This is a genomic window from Streptomyces sp. PR69 (genome assembly GCF_026420845.1).
GTDB lineage: Bacteria > Actinomycetota > Actinomycetes > Streptomycetales > Streptomycetaceae > Streptomyces.
The window spans coordinates 222,641-240,470 of the sequence record NZ_JAOWCB010000004.1; the positions used below are offsets into that span (position 1 = coordinate 222,641).

The 17,830-nt window shown below is 72.6% G+C and carries 14 protein-coding genes and 1 pseudogene; 12 read left to right on the forward strand and 3 right to left on the reverse strand.

Annotation, left to right across the window (positions count from 1 at the left end):
• Window positions 1–298: 298 nt before the first annotated feature.
• The 3 genes and pseudogenes from OF819_RS29220 to OF819_RS05715 all read left to right on the forward strand — a co-directional run.
• Window positions 299–784, forward strand: a pseudogene (locus OF819_RS29220) (endonuclease); the annotation flags it as partial.
• Window positions 785–886: 102 nt separating this feature from the next.
• Window positions 887–1,741 carry a TIGR04222 domain-containing membrane protein gene (locus tag OF819_RS05710; protein ID WP_267242239.1) on the forward strand — a complete coding sequence of 285 codons (855 nt, stop codon included), beginning with the start codon at window positions 887–889 and terminating at the stop codon, window positions 1,739–1,741.
• A gap of 136 nt (window positions 1,742–1,877) precedes the next feature.
• Window positions 1,878–3,521 carry an alpha/beta fold hydrolase gene (locus tag OF819_RS05715; protein WP_267242240.1) on the forward strand — a complete coding sequence of 548 codons (1,644 nt, stop codon included), beginning with the start codon at window positions 1,878–1,880 and terminating at the stop codon, window positions 3,519–3,521.
• Window positions 3,522–3,552: 31 nt separating this feature from the next.
• On the opposite strand, the gene hemQ is transcribed toward OF819_RS05715, so the two are convergent.
• Window positions 3,553–4,272, reverse strand: a complete 720-nt coding sequence (hemQ, locus tag OF819_RS05720; protein ID WP_267242241.1) for a hydrogen peroxide-dependent heme synthase — start codon at window positions 4,270–4,272, stop codon at window positions 3,553–3,555.
• 4 nt (window positions 4,273–4,276) lie between these two features.
• Window positions 4,277–5,746 carry a protoporphyrinogen oxidase gene (gene hemG / locus OF819_RS05725; protein WP_267242242.1) on the reverse strand — a complete coding sequence of 490 codons (1,470 nt, stop codon included), beginning with the start codon at window positions 5,744–5,746 and terminating at the stop codon, window positions 4,277–4,279.
• A gap of 88 nt (window positions 5,747–5,834) precedes the next feature.
• Here hemG and OF819_RS05730 point away from each other — a divergent pair, with 88 nt between their 5' ends.
• On the forward strand, window positions 5,835–7,247 hold the full coding sequence (locus tag OF819_RS05730; protein ID WP_416370476.1) for an FAD-dependent oxidoreductase: 1,413 nt from the start codon (window positions 5,835–5,837) through the stop codon (window positions 7,245–7,247).
• Window positions 7,248–7,301: 54 nt separating this feature from the next.
• Here the strand turns inward: OF819_RS05730 and hemE are convergent, their stop codons facing one another.
• A complete protein-coding gene (hemE, locus tag OF819_RS05735) occupies window positions 7,302–8,396 on the reverse strand; it encodes a uroporphyrinogen decarboxylase (RefSeq protein WP_267242243.1) in 1,095 nt (364 codons plus the stop codon).
• A gap of 92 nt (window positions 8,397–8,488) precedes the next feature.
• On the opposite strand from hemE, the gene OF819_RS05740 reads away from it, so the two are divergent.
• The 8 genes from OF819_RS05740 to OF819_RS05775 all read left to right on the forward strand — a co-directional run bounded on the left by OF819_RS05740 (window position 8,489) and on the right by OF819_RS05775 (window position 17,533).
• Window positions 8,489–9,205 (forward strand): DUF3000 domain-containing protein, encoded by a 717-nt coding sequence (locus OF819_RS05740; protein WP_267242244.1) that lies wholly within the window; start codon window positions 8,489–8,491, stop codon window positions 9,203–9,205.
• A gap of 640 nt (window positions 9,206–9,845) precedes the next feature.
• The gene (locus tag OF819_RS05745) at window positions 9,846–10,508 is read left to right on the forward strand and encodes a response regulator transcription factor (protein WP_240136704.1); all 663 of its coding nucleotides are present in this window, start codon (window positions 9,846–9,848) and stop codon (window positions 10,506–10,508) included.
• Between the two features lie 92 nt (window positions 10,509–10,600).
• Entirely contained in the window at window positions 10,601–10,810 is a 210-nt protein-coding gene (locus OF819_RS05750) for a hypothetical protein (protein WP_267242245.1), read from the forward strand.
• 129 nt (window positions 10,811–10,939) lie between these two features.
• Window positions 10,940–12,223, forward strand: a complete 1,284-nt coding sequence (locus OF819_RS05755) for a ribonuclease D (protein ID WP_267242246.1) — start codon at window positions 10,940–10,942, stop codon at window positions 12,221–12,223.
• A 225-nt stretch (window positions 12,224–12,448) separates the two neighbouring features.
• Window positions 12,449–13,669, forward strand: a complete 1,221-nt coding sequence (locus OF819_RS05760) for a thiolase family protein (RefSeq protein ID WP_267242247.1) — start codon at window positions 12,449–12,451, stop codon at window positions 13,667–13,669.
• Window positions 13,666–15,795: a 3-hydroxyacyl-CoA dehydrogenase NAD-binding domain-containing protein gene (locus tag OF819_RS05765; protein WP_267242248.1), complete on the forward strand. Its 2,130-nt coding sequence runs from the start codon at window positions 13,666–13,668 to the stop codon at window positions 15,793–15,795. The genes OF819_RS05760 and OF819_RS05765 overlap by 4 nt, the downstream gene beginning before the upstream one ends.
• 194 nt (window positions 15,796–15,989) lie before the next feature.
• Window positions 15,990–17,057 (forward strand): LCP family protein, encoded by a 1,068-nt coding sequence (locus OF819_RS05770; protein ID WP_267242249.1) that lies wholly within the window; start codon window positions 15,990–15,992, stop codon window positions 17,055–17,057.
• Between the two features lie 29 nt (window positions 17,058–17,086).
• The gene (locus OF819_RS05775) at window positions 17,087–17,533 is read left to right on the forward strand and encodes an NTP pyrophosphohydrolase (RefSeq protein WP_267242250.1); all 447 of its coding nucleotides are present in this window, start codon (window positions 17,087–17,089) and stop codon (window positions 17,531–17,533) included.
• Window positions 17,534–17,830: the final 297 nt, after the last annotated feature.

The window sequence follows — 17,830 nt, forward strand, 5'->3', positions numbered from 1 at the left end:
AGAGCCCACGGGCACACCCGGACCGACCCACAACCAGCCCCGCGGCACCACAGGCACACGAACCCCCGACACGGACCTCCCACACGCTCCGGAAGCAACCGACCCGCAGCCCGCCGACGCAGAGCTCACGGGCGTACCAGGATCGGCCGCCGACCTGCCCCGCCCCGTCGGGCCTGCCGGCCGGGCGGTCCGCCGCCCCGCGCGGCCTCGGGTGGAGCAGCGCGGCAAGGGGACGACCGCCGAGGACGGGCGCGGCGGGGCCGCGGGAGCGGCGGTCGGCGGTCCCGTGCGGCGGGCGGCCCGCGCGGCTGCCGTCAAAACGGCCGCTGCGGGGACCCCCGCGCGCACCGCGGGCGAGACTGACGCGGCGGACGACGGCGCACGGGTGCGGCTGGGGATCGGGCAGGCCGCGGTGTTGTCGGCGCTGGTGGCCGGGACGCCCGCGCCCGAAGGGTTCGACTCGCGGCGGATGCGGGTGCAGAGCCGCGCGCTGTCCGCCAAGCGGGCCGACGTCGTCGCCAAGGTCGCCCCCGAGCTGCCGGAGATCCTCGGCGGCGGCTATCGCGACGCGTTCCTCGACTACGCGAGAAACCGGCCGATGCGCTCCGGATACCGCCGCGACGCGCTTGACTTCGCCGCGCATCTGCTGGGCTCCGGACGCGTCACGGACGTGAGGGTCCGCCGTCGGCTCACCCTGTGGCATGACGAGAGAGCCGCTTCGCGCCCGCCGCTGCGGGCGACCAGATTCGTCCGGGCGGCCCGCGCCGCGCTCACCATACGGTGAGCGCGCCGAGTCGACGGCGGGACATCACGAAGCGGTAACGCCCGGTCCCTTGCGGCGGACGCCCCATGGCGCGCTCAAGGACGCCTCGCGTACAACTCGCACATGTACTCGGACATATACGGGGATGTCTTCTGGGTTCTGCTCCTTCTGGTGGCCTGGGCCGCGGCCGGGCTGAGCTGCGTACGGCTGTGCCGCGCCGCCGTAGACGCCGCGCGCCCGGCCTCGCCGCCCGCGCCGGGCGGACAGCCCGGCGAGGCCGGCGGAGCCGACAGGGCCGACGGGGCGCGGGCGACGCTGAGCCTGTACGAGGCGGCGTTTCTCGCCGGCGGACCGCACCGGGTCACCGACCTCACGCTCGTCTCCCTGCACCGCCGCCGGCGGCTGCTGCTGGCGCACACCGGATGGGCCACCGTCGTGGACCCGGAGGGCGAGGACGAGCTGGAACGCTCGGTCATCGGCGCGATCGGACCGGCGGGCCAGGCGCGGATCGCCGCGGTACGGGCCGCCGCCTGCGCCGCGGGGGCGGTGCGCGCCCTCGGCGACGGTCTCGTACGCTCCGGGCTCGCCGTCCCCGAAGCCGCCCGGGCGCAGATCTCCTCGGCGGTGCGGGCGGTACGGGCCGCGGCCGCGCTCACCGTCGCACTCGCCGCGGTGGCCCATCTGACCTTCCCTCAGGGGCCGGGCGGCGGAGCCCCGGTGCTCGGCTGGTTCGCGCTGCCCCTCCTCCTCACCCTGGGCACGCTGGCCATCGCGCGCATCGAGGTCCACCCGTACAGCACCTGGGCCTCCCCCGACGGCCAGCGGCTGCTTGGTTCGCTCTCCCGCAGCGGCCGCGACGGCCGCGACGGCGAGCGCGAGGTGCTGACCGCCGTCGCCGTACGAGGGGCGCGCGCGCTCGACGACCCCGCCCTGCGCGCGGCGCTCGCGCCGGGCCGTACGGCGCATCGGAGTCATTGACCCCGACACCGGACCACGGTGCTTTACTTCGCCGAACCGCTCTGCTGATCATCCTTTCGTCTATGGCCTCCGCGTCTGTGTGCGTCCACGGCCGCGGAGCCGCCGCCCGCACGGCCGCCCGCACGAAGGGAACGCGATGAGAGCAACCGCGCTCAAGGGGGCCGCTGCCGGCCTCACCTCCTTGGTTCTGACCGCCTTCGCCGTCACCCCCGCGGGCAGCGCACCCCTCTCGTCCCCCGAGGCCGCGCATCAGCCCGCTGCGGCCGCGGCGGGCTGGGCGGAAGCCGCGGGCGTCGAGGTCGCCGCCGCCCGCGCGGCCGTGTCCGGAGTCGACTTCGGCCGCTGTCACAAGGAGGAGATGCTGCCCGCGTCCGTGGAGTGCGGCACCGTCTCGGTCCCCCTCGACTACGCCGACCCCACCGGCGAGCAGATCGAACTGACCGTCAGCCGCACCGGGGCCCGCGGCGAACCCGGCGAGCGCCAGGGCGCTCTCGTCTACAACCCCGGCGGCCCCGGCGCGTCCAGCATGTACTTCCCGCTGCTCGGCCAGCTCAAGGGGTGGCAGCGGATCGCCCGGGCGTATGACCTGGTCGGCTATGCCCCGCGCGGCGTGGCCCGCTCGGCCCCGCTGTCCTGCCAGGACCCCGCCGACTTCCTCAAGGCCCCCACCCAGGCCCCGGCGCACCCCTCCCTTTCGTACAAGATGGAGCGGGTCGCCGAGGCGAAGGCGTACGCGCGCGGCTGCGCCGACCGGAACGGGCCCGCGCTGCGCCACTATCACTCCCTCAACAACGCCCGCGATCTTCAGGTGCTGCGCGCGGCGCTGGGCGAGCGGAAGCTGACGTTCATGGGCGCGTCGTACGGCACGTACATCGGCGCGCTGTACGCCACGCTCTTCCCCTCCCAGGTCCGCCGTATGGTCTTCGACTCGGCGGTCAACCCCGACCCCCGCCAGATCTGGTACCAGAACAATCTCGACCAGTCACTGGCCTTTGAAGCCCGCTGGGCGGACTTCCGCGCCTGGGTCGCCCGCCACGACGACGTGTACGGGCTGGGCGCGACGGCCGAGGAAGTGGCGCGCAGCTACGAGAAGGTGCGGGCCCGGCTGGCGTACCGGCCCGCGGGCGGCACGGTCGGCCCCGGCCAGCTGCATGCGGCGTTTCTGGGAGCGGCATACTACGACGACTACTGGCCGCGGCGGGCGGCTGCGCTGTCGGAGTTCCTCAAGGGGAACGAGAAGCCGCTGATCGAACAGGCCGCGCCGAAGGCGGAGACGGCGAAGGCCAGGGAGAACGGCAACGCCGTCTACACGGCGGTCGAGTGCAATGACGCCCCGTGGCCGACCGAGTGGGAGGTGTGGGACCGCGACAACAGCGAACTGGCCCGCAAGGCGCCCTTCGAGACCTGGGACAACGCCTGGATGAACCTGCCGTGCGCCTACTGGTCCGAGCCCCGGCAGCAGCCGCTGGAGGTGGGCGCGGGGGAGGGCGAACTGCCGCCGACGCTGATCCTGGCCGCGGAGCGGGACGCGGCGACGCCGTACGCCGGGGCGCTGGAGCTCCAGCGGCGGCTGGCTGGCTCGGCGCTGGTCACCGAGCTGGACTCGGGCACGCACGGCATCGGCGGCGGGTCCAACGCCTGTGTCAACTCCCATATGGAGCGGTATCTGCTGACCGGAAAGACGCCGGAGCGGCGCGCTGCGTGCGCGCCGCACCCGGAGCCCGACCCGGTGTCGCTGGAGCGGCACGCGGAGACCGGGAAGGTCCCGCACGCCGTCTGATCTTCCGGGTTCCCGCGGCAGGCAGGCGACCTCAGGCCAGACCGGCCACCAGGTCCGCGACCGACTTGCGCCGGCCGGTGAAGAACGGGACCTCTTCGCGGACGTGCATCCGCGCCTCGGAGGCCCGCAGATGGCGCATCAGGTCGACGATCCGGTAGAGCTCGTCCGCCTCGAAGGCGAGCAGCCACTCGTAGTCGCCGAGCGAGAACGACGCCACCGTGTTGGCGCGTACGTCCGGGAAGCCGCGGGCCATCTTGCCGTGGTCGGCGAGCATCCGGCGGCGGTCCTCGTCCGGCAGCAGATACCAGTCGTAGGAGCGCACGAAGGGGTAGACCGAGACATAGTCGCGGGGCGTCTCATCGGCCAGGAAGGCCGGGATGTGCGACTTGTTGAACTCCGCGGGGCGGTGCAGCGCCATATTCGACCAGACCGGCTCCAGCGCCCGGCCGAGCCGGGTGCGGCGGAAGAGGTTGTACGCCTCCTGGAGCTCGTCCGCGGTCTCGGCGTGCCACCAGATCATCAGGTCGGCATCGGCGCGCAGCCCGGAGACGTCATAGGTGCCGCGCACGGTGACGTCCTTGGCGGCGAGCTGGTCGAACAGCTCCTGGACCTCGGCCGCACACCCCGCGCGGTCGGTGTCGGCGGGGAGCACATCGCGCAGCTTGAAGACGGACCACAGGGTGTAGCGGATGACCTCGTTGAGGTCCCTGGCCTTCTTGCCGGCGTTCGGAATCTTTTCGGGGGCGCTCATGAGGCTATTGTCCCGCGTCCGCTCCGGCGCTCCGCGCCAGGGTGGGCATGGCGAGGATCTCATCCGCCGCCCGCTGGGCGCTTGCGATGCAGGCGGGGATGCCGACGCCGTCGTACACCGCCCCGCAGACCCGCAGTCCGGGCAGCTTGGCGACCTCCTCGCGGATGCGGGCGACCCGGTCCGGATGGCCGACGGGGTACTGCGGCAGGCCGCCGATCCAGCGCGTCACCTCGGCGGCCGCGGGCCGTGCGGACAGGCCGGTCGCCTCGGCGAGGTCGGCGAGGGAGGCCGCGATCAGTTCGGAGTCCTCGCAGTGGAGCTGCTCCTCCTCGCCGTATCTGCCGAGGGAGGTGCGCAGTATGAACAGGTCGGGGGCGGCGCGGTCGACCCAGCCCCACTTGCGGGTGGAGAACGTGGACGCCTTGATCGCGCGGCCGTCGGCGGGCGGCACCAGGAAGCCGCTGCCGTCGGGCAGGCCGCCGCCCGCGCCTGTCCCGGTCAGGTCGGCACGGCGGAAGGCGAGGGTGACCAGCGCCATGGAGGCGTACTCGACACGGCCGAGCTCCGCGGACGCCGCCGGGGACTCGTCGGCGAGCAGCGCGGAGGCGGACCAGGCGGGGGTGGCCAGGACGACGCCGTCGGCGGTGAAGGTGCGCTCGTCGGTGCGGATCTGCCAGCCGCCCCCGGCGGCGGCCCGGGTGAGGGCGACGACGGGCGTCTCGGTGAGGATCTGCCCCCCGTGGGCGCGGACGGCGGCGGCGACCGCGTCCGGCAGCAGTCCGACGCCGCCTTCGACGCCCATGAAGACCGGCCCGGCGTCCGGCTGTGCCGCGGCGGCCTCGGCCTGTACCTCCCGTACGGCGGCGAGCAGCGAGGCATGGCCGCGGGCCGCCTCGAAGAGGCGGGGGACGGCGGCGCGCATCGAGATGCGGTACGCGTCGCCCGCGTACACCCCGCCGAGCAGCGGCTCCACCAGCCGGTCGACGACCTCGCGGCCGAGCCGCTCGGCCACATACTCCCCGATCGCGACATCGTCGCCGAGGTCGGCGGGCGGCAGCCGCGGCTCCCGGGCGATGCGGTCGACGGCCTCGGCGGTCAGCAGCCCGGCGAGTGCGGCGGGGTCGCCGGGGACGCCCATGACATGGCCCTTGGGCATCGGGCGGAGCGCGCCGCGGGTCCAGATGGAGGCGGAGGCGGTGGCGGGCGGCTGCAGCCGGTCGCCGAGGCCCGCGGCTCTGGCCAGGTCGACGGCCTCGGGGCGGCGGGCGAGCATGGACTCGGCGCCCAGGTCGACCGGCGCGCCCGCGATCTCTCCCGTCTGCAGCTTGCCGCCGAGGCGGCTGGTCGCCTCCAGCAGCGTGACCCGCGCACCGGAGCCGACGAGCCGGTGCGCGGCCGCGAGCCCGGCGATGCCGCCTCCGATGACGACGACATGGGCCGCATCCGGGTGAGCCGTGCGTGTGTCCGCGTTCATGCGGTCCACTCTCTCAGACCGCTCTGTCAGACCGCTCTGTCGGTCGATCACGCCGTATGGACGTCCCACGGCACATAGGTTGTGCCTCATGAGTCGTATGAGTCGTACGAGCGGTGGGAAACGGGAACGGCTTGTGGTCATCGGCGGCGATGCGGCGGGCATGTCCGCGGCATCGCGGGCACGCCGGCTGAAGGGCCCCGAGGAGCTTCAGATCACGGCGTTCGAACGCGGGCGGTTCAGCTCCTACTCGGCATGCGGGATTCCGTACTGGGTGGGCGGTGCGGTCGCGGACCGCGACGCGCTGATCGCGCGGACGCCCGAGGAGCACCGCGAGCGCGCCATCGATCTGCGGATGCGCACGGAGGTGACCGAGATCGACGTGACCGCCGGGCGCGTGCGCGCACGCGATCTGGCGACGGGCGAACAGGAGTGGACCGGCTACGACAAGCTCGTCATCGCGACCGGGGCGCGGCCCGTGCGGCCGCCCATCCCGGGCATCGACGCGCCGGGGGTGCACGGGGTGCAGACCCTGGACGACGGGCAGGCGCTGCTGGACACCCTCGAAGGGCTCGAAGGGCACGACGGCAGGCGGGCCGTGGTCGTCGGCGCGGGGTACATCGGCGTCGAGATGGCGGAGGCCCTGATGCGCCGCGGCTACACCGTGACGCTCGTCGACCGCGGCGAGCAGCCGATGTCAACGCTCGACCCGGACATGGGCGCGCTGGTGCGCAAGGCGCTGGACGAGCTGGGCGTCACAACGGTGAGCGGCGCGGAGGTCGTCGGCATCCTCACCGGCGACGACGGGCGGGCCCGCGGGGTGGCGGTGCGGGACGCGGAGTATCCGGCGGACGTGGTGGTCCTTGGCATCGGCGTACGGCCGGAGACCGGCCTCGCCCGCGCGGCGGGTCTGCCGCTGGGGGTGTACGGAGGGCTGCTCACCGATCTGTCGATGCGGGTGCGCGGCTGCGGGAACATCTGGGCGGGCGGCGACTGTGTGGAGGTGCTCGATCTGGTCTCCGGCCGGGAGCGCCATATCGCGCTGGGCACGCACGCCAACAAGCACGGGCAGGTGATCGGCGCGAATGTCGCCGGCGGCTACGGCACATTCCCGGGCGTGGTGGGGACGGCCGTCAGCAAGGTCTGCGATCTGGAGATCGCGCGGACCGGGCTGCGGGAGAAGGACGCGCGGGCGGCGGGCCTGCAGTACGTCACCGCGACCATCGAGGCGACCAACAGCGCCGGGTACTACCCCGGGGCCGCCCCGATGACCGTCAAGATGCTCGCCGAACGCGGCGCCGGCCGTCTGCTGGGCGTGCAGATCGTGGGGCGGGAGGGCGCGGGCAAGCGCGTCGACGTCGCCGCGACCGCACTGACGGCGGGCATGACCGTGGAGCAGCTGACGGCGCTGGACCTGGGCTATGCCCCGCCGTTCTCACCGGTGTGGGACCCGGTCCTGGTGGCGGCGAGGCGGGCGGCCTCCGCGGTGCGCGACGAAGGCTGAGCCCGCCTCCCGCCTCTCCGGCCCGTCCCGGCCGGTCTGTCTTTCGCGGAGCGCTCAGCGCGCCGTCTCGGTGTGGACGAACTCGACGAGCCGGGTCAGCGCGTCGGGGTCGGTCGTGGGCAGGACCCCGTGGCCGAGGTTGAAGACATGGCCCTCAAGGCCCGCCGCCGCGGCGAGGACCTCGCGGGTCTTGGCCTCGACCGCCTCGGGCGTGGCGAACAGGACGGCCGGGTCCAGGTTCCCCTGGAGCGCCTTGCCGGGGCCGACCCTGCGGGCCGCCTCGTCCAGCGGCACCCGCCAGTCGACGCCGACGACGTCTGCTCCCGCCTCGCCCAGGAGGCCGAGGAGTTCGCCGGTGCCGACGCCGAAGTGGATGCGCGGAACGCCGTACTCGGCGACGGCCTGGAAGACCTTGGCGGACGCCGGCAGCACCTGCCGCCGGTAGTCCGCCGGGGCCAGCGCCCCGACCCAGGAGTCGAAGAGCTGGACGGCCGATGCGCCCGCCTCGATCTGGACCTTCAGAAAGGACGAGGTGATCGCGGCGAGGCGGTCCAGCAGATCGGCCCACAGCTGCGGGTCGCCGTACATCAGCGCCTTGGTGTGCTCGTGGTTGCGGGACGGCCCGCCCTCCACGAGATAGCTGGCGAGGGTGAAGGGCGCCCCCGCGAACCCGATCAGCGGGGTCTCGCCCAGCTCCCCGGCAAGCAGCCCGATGGCCTCGGTGACGTACCAGACGTCCTCCGGGGTCAGCTCGCGCAGCCGCGCCAGATCCGCACGCGAACGGATCGGCTCTGCGACGACGGGGCCGACGCCCGGCTTGATGTCGAGGTCGACGCCGATGGCCTTGAGCGGTACGACGATGTCGCTGAAGTAGATGGCCGCGTCGACCTTGTGGCGGCGCACCGGCTGCATCGTGATCTCGCTGACCAGCTCGGGCCGCATACAGGACTCGAGCATCGGGATGCCCTCGCGCACCTTGAGGTACTCGGGGAGCGAGCGCCCCGCCTGCCGCATGAACCAGACCGGCGTATGCGGCACCGGCTCGCGCCGGCACGCCGTGAGGAACGTCGAGTCGTACGTCTTCGTCTGCTTCGTCTGATTCGTCTGCTGGCCCGGCGGCCGGCCCGAGGGGCTGTCGTTGGCGGTCACGACCAGAATCTTCGCACGCGCTCGTGAAGTGCCCGCTTCGGCCCGGGTGTCCTTCCCTGCACAGCGCCCCCGTTCCGCCTACTCTTCCCCGCATGGCTGCGCCTCAGGGACACTCTTCCGATCATTCCAACAGCTCCGCGAGCGGGCGCGGTCGCGCGGCGGAGGACGCGGGACACAGCGAGGGAAGCCGCGAAGAGAGCCGCGAAGAAAACTCGGTCCCGCACACGTTCCGGCTCGCGGTCGACGCGCTGCGGACCGCGCGGCCGCGCCCGGAGATCGAAGTGGATCCGACCCGCCCTCCGCAGCGGCTGGCCCCCTACTCGTACGCCCTGGAGGCCGCGGTCGTCCAGGACGACGAGGACCTGGCGGACGGCCGTCTGGTGCTGCTGCACGACCCGGCAGGGCATGACGCCTGGCGGGGGACGTTCCGGCTGGTGACCCTGGTGCGCGCGGAGCTGGAGCCGGAGATGGCGGCGGATCCGCTGCTGCCGGAGGTCTGCTGGTCGTGGCTGACGGGGGCGCTTGAGGCGCGGGGCCTGGAGTGCGGGGAGCCGAGCGGGACCGTCACCCGCGCGGGGTCTCACTATTTCGGTGGACTCGCGGCACGGCGGCCGGCCTCGCAGATCGAGATCCGCGCGTCCTGGACCCCGTCGGAGTCGCCGCACGGCGTCCCGGACACGGCGTCCCACCTCGCGGCCTGGTGCGATCTGCTGTGCCAGATCGCCGGCCTGCCGCCCACCCCGGCCGGCGGGGACACCGGCGGGGGCGTGGTCTCCCTGCCCCAGCGCCGCGGTCCCCAGCAGCGCTGAGGCCCGCCAGGGGACGGCTGCCGATCGGCGCGCCGGAGCCGCGGTGCGGCCGTACGTGCCCCCCGAGCCATACGGGCACGGCCACCGGCCGGGGCGCTGCCGAGGCATGCAGCACCCCCCGTCGGCGGCTGCGGGCAAGGCGTCCGGCCCGCGCTCCGGGCCGGCGGCCGGACTCCGACAGGCCCTCCGGGCCCGTACGCTGACGCCCAGCCAGACAGGTACGGCTTCGAACCCCGGGCCTCGGGCCCCGAGTCCCGGGGTCGTACGCGATCCGGATGCCGTCCGGCGCCCCCGCCCTCCGTGCCGGGTGTGCGTCACCGGAACCGACCCGCATCCGCACCGGACCTGACCGGTCGGGGCCCGGGCGACGGGCCACGCACGCCGGGCGCAAGCGCCGCGCGCGCCGCGGGACACGGGGCACTCGGGCGCATGCGCATCACCCAAGCGCGCTGCTCCGGACGGCTTCCTCGTAGGATGATCGATCACCCGTCCGAATTGCCCGGATTGTTACTCACCAAATCGTGATCATTCTCTAAAGGACGCCGGGATTGGTGCCGAAGAGGTCAGTGACCCTAACTGCACGGTTCGCCCCGGCTTCATCCCCGAGCCGGCCCGTCCCGCACCTTCCCCAGGAGGCCTGGTGTCCGTTCTTCTCGAGCAGCCCGCAAGCCTGGTCGCCTACCGCCCGAACAAGCCGACGGCCATGGTCGTCGTCGCCGACCCGCGCGTCCGCTCCACTGTCACCCGTCATCTGTGGGCGCTTGGAGTGCGTGACGTCATCGAGGCTTCGTCCATCGCGGAGGCCCGTCCCCGAATCGGCAACCCGCGCGACATCTGCGTGGCCGACGTCCATCTGCCCGACGGTTCCGGGCTGACCCTGCTGTCCGAGACCCGCGCCGCCGGCTGGCCCAACGGTCTGGCGCTCTCCGCGGCCGACGACATCGGCGCCGTGCGCAACGCCCTGGCCGGGGGCGTCAAGGGCTATGTCGTCACCGGCACCCGGACCAACATCGGGCACCCGGCCCGCCCCGGCGTCTCCCCGATCGGCGCCGCGGCCGGCCGTATGCACCGCCGCCCTCCGGGCGCCCCCAGCCACCCCGGCGGCTACCGCGAACTGTCCGGCCGCGAGGTGGAGGTGCTGCGCCTGGTCGCCGAAGGCCAGTCGAACAAGGCGATCGGCGTCTCGATGGGCCTGTCCGCACTGACGGTCAAAAGCCACCTCGCCCGCATCGCCCGCAAGCTCGGCACCGGCGACCGGGCCGGCATGGTCGCGGTCGCGCTGCGCACGGGCATCATCCACTGAGCACGGCCCGCACCCGTGCGCGCCCGTCGGCGGAACGTTCCGCCGACGGGTGCCTTGCGTTCACCCGCGACAGGCGCAAGTAGCCTGCGGGCATGACATCGCAGGAGACAGGCGGCGGCGGTTACACGCTGCCTGAGATCACCCGCACCGACTGCCTTCGGTGCGGGACCGAAGTCCATGGCCTGGCCGGGCGATACGCATGCCCGATGTGCGGATGGGTCAACCACTGGTCGGAGGGCTACAGCGAGCTTCCCACGGCGGCCGACGATCCGGACTGGCCAGGCGAGGACACCCCGGCCTAGCAGACGCGCCCCGCGGTGCGGGAGCCATCGCGCGGCCATGGGCTCGACTGCAACGTGCTTTCGCAGGTCACCTGAGCCGTGTGTCGATGATGCAGGTCAGCCGCACGTCCGTACAGATACCCTTGACACGTGACCGACGCCCAAGACACCGCAGCAGAGACAGCACTGCGAACCGCCGGGGGCGCTCCTCCGGACGACGGCGTCGCAGCAGCCGAGGCCCCTATCCCCCTGCTGGAGCCCCGCGAAGGGGTTCCTCCGGTGATCGCCGCACAGGACGCGCTGGACGAGGCGATCGCCGCGTTCGCGCGCGGCCGCGGCCCGGTGGCCGTCGACGCCGAGCGGGCGTCCGGCTACCGCTACGGACAGCGGGCGTATCTGGTGCAGCTCCGCCGGGAGGGCGCGGGCACGGCGCTCATCGACCCCGTCGGCTGCCCCGATCTCTCGGGGCTCGGCGAGGCGCTGGCCGGCGCGGAGTGGATTCTGCATGCGGCGACCCAGGACCTGCCGTGTCTGCGGGAGATAGGCATGCTCCCGTCCCGGCTGTTCGACACCGAGCTGGCCGGGCGGCTCGCGGGCTTTCCGCGGGTCGGGCTGGGCGCGATGGTGGAGAGCGTCCTCGGGTACGCCCTGGAGAAGGGCCACTCGGCGGTCGACTGGTCGACCCGGCCGCTGCCCGAGCCCTGGCTGCGGTATGCGGCGCTCGATGTGGAGCTGCTGATCGATCTGCGGGACGCGCTGGAGAAGGAGCTCGACCGGCAGGGGAAGCTGGAGTGGGCCCGCCAGGAGTTCGACGCGATCGCCTCGGCGCCGCCCCCGCAGCCGCGCAAGGACCCGTGGCGGCGTACGTCCGGCATGCACAAGGTGCGCCGCCGCCGGCAGATGGCGGTGGTGCGGGAGCTGTGGACGGCGCGGGACAAGGTGGCCCAGCGGCGTGACGTCTCCCCCGGCAAGGTGCTCAGCGACGCGGCGATCGTGGAGGCGGCCCTCGGCATGCCCGCGAATGTGCACGCGCTGACCGGGCTGCCGGGCTTTGGCCATCGGATGGGGCGGCGGCAGCTCGAACACTGGCAGGCCGCGGTGGACCGGGCGAAGGCGCTGCCGGATGCGGAGCTGCCGCAGCCGGGCCAGCCGCCGGGCGGCCCGCCGCCGCCGCGCTCGTGGGCGGACAAGGACCCGGCGGCGGCCGCCCGGCTGTCCGCGGCCCGGGCGGCGGTGTCGGCGCTCGCTGAGGAGCTCGGGCTGCCGCAGGAGAACCTGATCACGCCGGACACGGTGCGCCGGGTGTGCTGGGAGCCGCCGGCCGAGGCGACGCCTGAGGCGGTGCGCGCCGCGCTGACCTCCCACGGCGCCCGCCCCTGGCAGATCGACCAGGTCGCCCCCCTGCTGGCCCGCGCCCTCACGGCGCAGCCCTGACCCTCGACCTGACCTCTGAGCGGTCCGCCCCTGCAGCCGAAGGCGCAGGGGCTCGCCGCATGTGCCCGGCGCCGGCCGCCGGGGAAACATAACGCCGTGTGACGTTCACCGCTGTCGTCGTGGGGGCTGGGCAGCATGGTTACCCACAAGTAGCATGGGTGTAGCAAGCGCGCGCTTAGGCGTGCCCCGCAGCAGTGCCACCCCGCACCCTGGAGGAGAGCCATCGTGCCTCGTACCGTCAGGGACGTCGTCTTCGTCGACGGCGTCCGCACCCCGTTCGGCAAGGCGGGCCCGAAGGGCATTTACCACGAGACCCGGGCCGACGACCTCGTCGTGAAGTCCATCCGGGAGCTGCTGCGGCGCAACCCCGGCCTGGACCCTGCCAAGATCGACGAGGTTGCGATCGCCGCGACCACGCAGATCGGCGACCAGGGGCTCACCCTGGGCCGCACCGCCGGGCTGCTCGCCGGGCTGCCGCACACCGTGCCCGGCTACTCCATCGACCGCATGTGCGCGGGCGCGATGACCGCCGTGACGACGACCGCCGGTTCCATCGCCTTCGGCGCGTACGACGCCGTCATCGCCGGCGGTGTCGAGCACATGGGCCGTCACCCCATGGGCGAGGGCGTCGACCCGAACCCCCGCTTCGTCTCGGAGAAGCTGGTCGACGAGTCCGCCCTGGTCATGGGTATGACCGCGGAGAACCTCCACGACCGCTACCCCCAGATCACCAAGCGGCGCGCCGACGAGTACGCCGTGCGCTCCCAGGAGAAGGCCGCCAAGGCGTACGCCAACGGCAAGATCCAGCAGGACCTGGTGCCGATCTCGGTCCGCCGCACCACGCCCGAGGGCGGGGAGCTGGGCTGGGGCCTGGTCACCGCCGACGAGCCGATGCGCCCGGGCACGACCCTGGAGAACCTCGCCGGTCTCAAGACGCCGTTCCGTGTGCACGGCCGGGTCACCGCCGGCAACGCCGCGGGCCTCAACGACGGCGCCACCGCCTCCCTCATCGCCGCGGAGGACTTCGCACGCGAGAACGGCCTCCCGGTCAAGATGCGCCTGGTCTCGTACGCCTTCACCGGCGTCGAGCCGGAGGTGATGGGCTACGGTCCCATCCCGGCGACCGAGAAGGCCCTGGCGAAGGCGGGCCTGTCCATCGGCGACATCGGCCTGTTCGAGATCAACGAGGCATTCGCCGTCCAGGTGCTGGCCCTGCTGGACCACTACGGCATCGCCGACGACGACCCGCGCGTCAACCAGTACGGCGGCGCGATCGCGTACGGCCACCCTCTCGCCTCCTCCGGCGTACGGCTGATGACGCAGCTGTCCCGCCAGTTCGAGGAGCAGCCCGAGGTCCGCTACGGCCTGACCACCATGTGCGTCGGCATCGGCATGGGCGCCACGGTCATCTGGGAGAACCCGCACTTCGACGGAGGCAACAAGTGAGCACCACCGCTGAACTCCTGAAGGGCGCGGCAGAGCTGTTCCCTGACGAGGTCGTCACTCAGGCGCATGTGCGCCACTTCCAGCTGCCGGCGGGCGCGGGCAACTTCGCCCTGATCACGCTGGACAACGGTCTGGACCACACCAAGCCGACCACCTTCGGCCCCCAGTCGCTGGCGAATCTGAACGCCGCTGTCGACCAGGTGGAGAAGGAGGCCGCCGAGGGCCAGATCACCGGCGTCGGCATCACCGGCAAGCCGTTTATCTTCGCCGTCGGCGCCGACCTCAAGGGCGTGGAGCTGCTCAAGCGCCACGAGGACGCGCTGGCCATCGGCAAGGGTGGCCACGAGGTCTTCAAGCGGCTGTCGTCGCTGGCCGTGCCGACGTTCGCGTACTACAACGGCGCGGCGATGGGCGGCGGCGTCGAGGTCGGTCTGCACTGCACCTACCGCACCGTCTCCAAGGCGCTGCCCGCCTTCTCGCTGCCGGAGGTCTTCCTCGGGCTCGTACCGGGCTGGGGCGGCTGCACGATCCTGCCGAACCTGATCGGCGCGGACAACGCGGTCTCGGTGATCATCGAGAACTCGCTCAACCAGAACAAGCAGCTCAAGGGCGCCCAGGTCTTCGATCTCGGCATCGCGGACGCCATCTTCGAGGGCGCCGACTTCCTGGAGCAGTCGCTCATCTGGACGGCGTCGGTGCTGAACGGCTCCGTGACCGTCGAGCGCCCGGAGATCGACCGCGGCGAGGCCTGGGACCAGGCCGTGGCGCGCGGCCGGTTCATCGCCGACTCCAAGGTGCACGGCGCGGCCCCAGCCGCATACCGCGCGCTGGACATCATCGAGGCGGCCAAGGACGCCGATCTGCAGAAGGGCTTCGACGCCGAGGACGCCGCCCTCGCCGACCTGATCATGGGCGGCGAGCTGCGCTCCGGCATCTACGCCTTCAACCTGGTGCAGAAGCGCGGCAAGCGTCCGGCCGGCGCGCCGGACAAGTCGCTGGCCCGTCCGGTCACCAAGGTCGGCGTCGTCGGCGCTGGTCTGATGGCCTCTCAGCTGGCGCTGCTGTTCCTGCGCCGCCTTGAGGTGCCGGTCGTGCTGACCGACATCGACCAGGAGCGCGTCGACAAGGGTGTGGGCTATGTCCACGGCGAGATCGACAAGCTGCTCGGCAAGGGCCGTATCAACCAGGACAAGGCCAACCGCCTCAAGGCCATGGTCACCGGTGTGCTGGACAAGGCCGAGGGCTTCTGTGACGCCGACTTCATCATCGAGGCCGTCTTCGAGGAGATCGGCGTCAAGCAGCAGGTGTTCGCCGAGGTCGAGGCGGTCGCCCCGGAGCACGCGATCCTCGCCACCAACACCTCCTCCCTGTCGGTGACGGAGATGGCCTCCAAGCTCAAGCACCCGGAGCGTGTGGTCGGCTTCCACTTCTTCAACCCGGTCGCGGTGCTGCCGCTGCTGGAGATCGTGCGCGGCGAGCAGACCGACGACGCGTCGCTGGCCACCGCCTTCGGCGTGGCGAAGAAGCTGAAGAAGACCGCGGTGCTGGTCAAGGACGCCCCGGCCTTCGTGGTCAACCGCATCCTGACCCGCTTCATGGGCGAGATCCAGAACGTCATCGACGAGGGCACCCCGGTCGCCACGGCCGAGAAGGCCGTCGAGCCGCTGGGTCTGCCGATGTCGCCGCTGGTCCTGCTGGAGCTGGTCGGCCCGGCGATCGGTCTGCATGTCTCCGAGACCCTCAACCGCGCCTTCCCGGACCGCTTCAAGGTCTCCCCGAACCTGAAGGCGGTCGTGGAGGCGGGCAAGCGCGGCTTCTACGTCTATGACTCCGGGAAGCCGGAGCTGGACCCGGAGGTCGCCGCCCTCCTCCAGCAGGGCGACACGGTCCTGACCGAGGAGCAGGTCCGCGCCCGCGTCCTGGAGGCGGTGGCCCAGGAGATCGGTCTGATGCTGGACGAGGGCGTCGTCGCCGAGGCCCAGGACATCGACCTCTGCCTGATCACCGGCGCCGGCTGGCCCTTCCACCTGGGCGGCATCACGCCGTACCTGGACCGCGAGGGCGTCTCCGAGCGGGTGAACGGCAAGACGTTCCTGGAGCCCGGGGTGGCCTCCGTCCCCGCGTGACCAGCGAAGTCGTCCGGCCCGGTGGCCGCCGTCGAAACGGCGGCCACCGGGCCGGACACTTTCCTCAAACTGACGGCATGGACTCGAAAATATGTCTATAGTGCACGGTCGGCCAGCTGTTCACCGCGGACCGGCACCCCCCACCCGAGTCCCGCCCCGCCCCGAGCGGATGCCCAGCAGAGGATTCGAGGAGTATGACGGAGAACACCGCCCCTTCCGGCCGCCGAGCACGACGCGCAGCCGACGGCCGCAAGCGGCGGTGGGGCAGGGTCGTACTGCTGACGCTCGTGGTGCTGCTGCTTGCCGCCGGGGGTACCGGCTACTGGCTGTACAGCAGGCTCGACGGCAATATCGAGGCCGTCGATCTGAACAAGTCCCTCGGTGAGGACCGGCCCGAGAAAAAGGTCGCCGGGGCCATGGACATCCTGCTGCTGGGCTCCGATTCACGCGCCGGGGACAACAAGGCGCTGGGCGGCGGGAATGCGACCGGGGCGCGGTCGGATACCGCGCTTGTCGTGCATATACCCGAGGGCCGGACCAAGGCGGTCGCGGTCAGCATCCCCCGCGACACCCTGGTGACCCGGCCCGAGTGTGTGAAGGGCGACGGGGCGACGCTGCCCTCGGCGGAGCGTGTGATGTTCAACTCCGTCTACTCCAGCGCCGGTCCGGCCTGTGTGGTCAAGACCGTGGAGAAGATGTCCGGCGTGCGCATCGACCACTATATGGAGATCGACTTCGCCGGGTTCAAGGACCTCGTGGACGCCATAGGCGGGGTCACCGTGGATATCGAGGAGCCTATCCACGACAGGCACACCGGTCTCGACCTGGCGGCCGGTCCGCAGAAGCTCAACGGCGCCGACTCGCTGAAGTTCGTCCGCACCCGGCACGGCATCGGCGACGGAAGCGACCTCGGGCGGATCGGGCTGCAGCAGCAGTTTCTGACGGCGCTGCTCAGCGAGGTCAAGGAGCAGGACCTGCTGGGCAGCCCTGCCAAGACCTTCAAGATCGCCGACTCGGCGACCAAATCACTGACCACCGACGCCGAGCTCGCCTCACTGAGCAAGCTGGCGGACTTCGCCGAGAGCATGAAGGGCGTGGACCCGGGCTCGATGGAGACGATCATGCTGCCGGTGGCCTATGACACGATCGACCCCAACCGGGTGGTGGCCGCGGAGCCGCAGGCCGAGCAGCTGTGGCAGGCGATCCGCGAGGACTCGGAGATACCGCAGTCCGCGAAGAAGTCCCCCGCCACCGGGGGGTGACGCGGAACACCATGTCACGGGGAGAGCCTATGGGCGGTCAGGAGCCGCTGCGCCCGGCGGGAGCGCGACCGGTTCTGGTGGTGGTCGACGGGGCCAATGTCGTCGGCTCCGTGCCGGACGGCTGGTGGCGCGACCGCCGCGGCGCCGCCGAGCGGCTCCGTGACCGGCTCGCCCCGCTGACGGCGAGCGGACTGGCCGGGCATCCCGGCCCGGTCGAGATCGTCCTCGTCGTGGAGGGCGCGGCGCGCGGGGTGGAGTCCGTGCCCGGCGTCCGCGTCGAGTCCGCGCCGGGCAGCGGGGACGACCGGATCGTGGAGCTCGTACGGGAGGAGGCGGCCGGAGCCGGGCCGCCGGACGGCGGTCCCGACGGCCCCGGCGGCCGCGCCGTGGTCGTGGTCACTGCGGACCGGGAGCTGCGGGCGCGGGTGGTGGCGTACGGGGCGGAGTGCGCGGGGCCGCGGACGGTGCGGGGGTAGCGGGCCGGGGAGCGCCCCCGGCCCCCCTTCCGGGGGAGAGTAAGGATCGCGGGGCTGTCGCCCCGCACCCCGCGTGCCAGCAGCTTCACGTCTGTGCCGCTGACCGAGCGGCTCGCGCTCGCTTGCGCGCGACGGCCGTCGTCGCTCGTCAACTGCTCGGCCGTAAACAACCGAGGTTGCGGGCTCGGTTCGATACGGCTCCGCTGGTGCTCCTGCCTGTCCCCTACGGCAGGACCCTGAATATCGCCGGAATCGGCGCACGTGCCCAAGGCCCGTGGCCGCGCGCCTGCGCAGAGG

Coding starts and splice junctions, on each gene's coding strand:
- OF819_RS05740 (WP_267242244.1), top strand. CDS start 8,489: ATGGCTGCGCCTCAGGGACACTCTTCCGATCATTCCAACAGCTCCGCG.
- OF819_RS05730 (WP_416370476.1), top strand. CDS start 5,835: ATGAGTCGTATGAGTCGTACGAGCGGTGGGAAACGGGAACGGCTTGTG.
- hemQ (WP_267242241.1), bottom strand. CDS start 4,272: ATGAGCGCCCCCGAAAAGATTCCGAACGCCGGCAAGAAGGCCAGGGAC.
- OF819_RS05770 (WP_267242249.1), top strand. CDS start 15,990: ATGACGGAGAACACCGCCCCTTCCGGCCGCCGAGCACGACGCGCAGCC.
- hemG (WP_267242242.1), bottom strand. CDS start 5,746: ATGAACGCGGACACACGCACGGCTCACCCGGATGCGGCCCATGTCGTC.
- OF819_RS05750 (WP_267242245.1), top strand. CDS start 10,601: ATGACATCGCAGGAGACAGGCGGCGGCGGTTACACGCTGCCTGAGATC.
- OF819_RS05775 (WP_267242250.1), top strand. CDS start 17,087: ATGGGCGGTCAGGAGCCGCTGCGCCCGGCGGGAGCGCGACCGGTTCTG.
- OF819_RS05710 (WP_267242239.1), top strand. CDS start 887: ATGTACTCGGACATATACGGGGATGTCTTCTGGGTTCTGCTCCTTCTG.
- OF819_RS05715 (WP_267242240.1), top strand. CDS start 1,878: ATGAGAGCAACCGCGCTCAAGGGGGCCGCTGCCGGCCTCACCTCCTTG.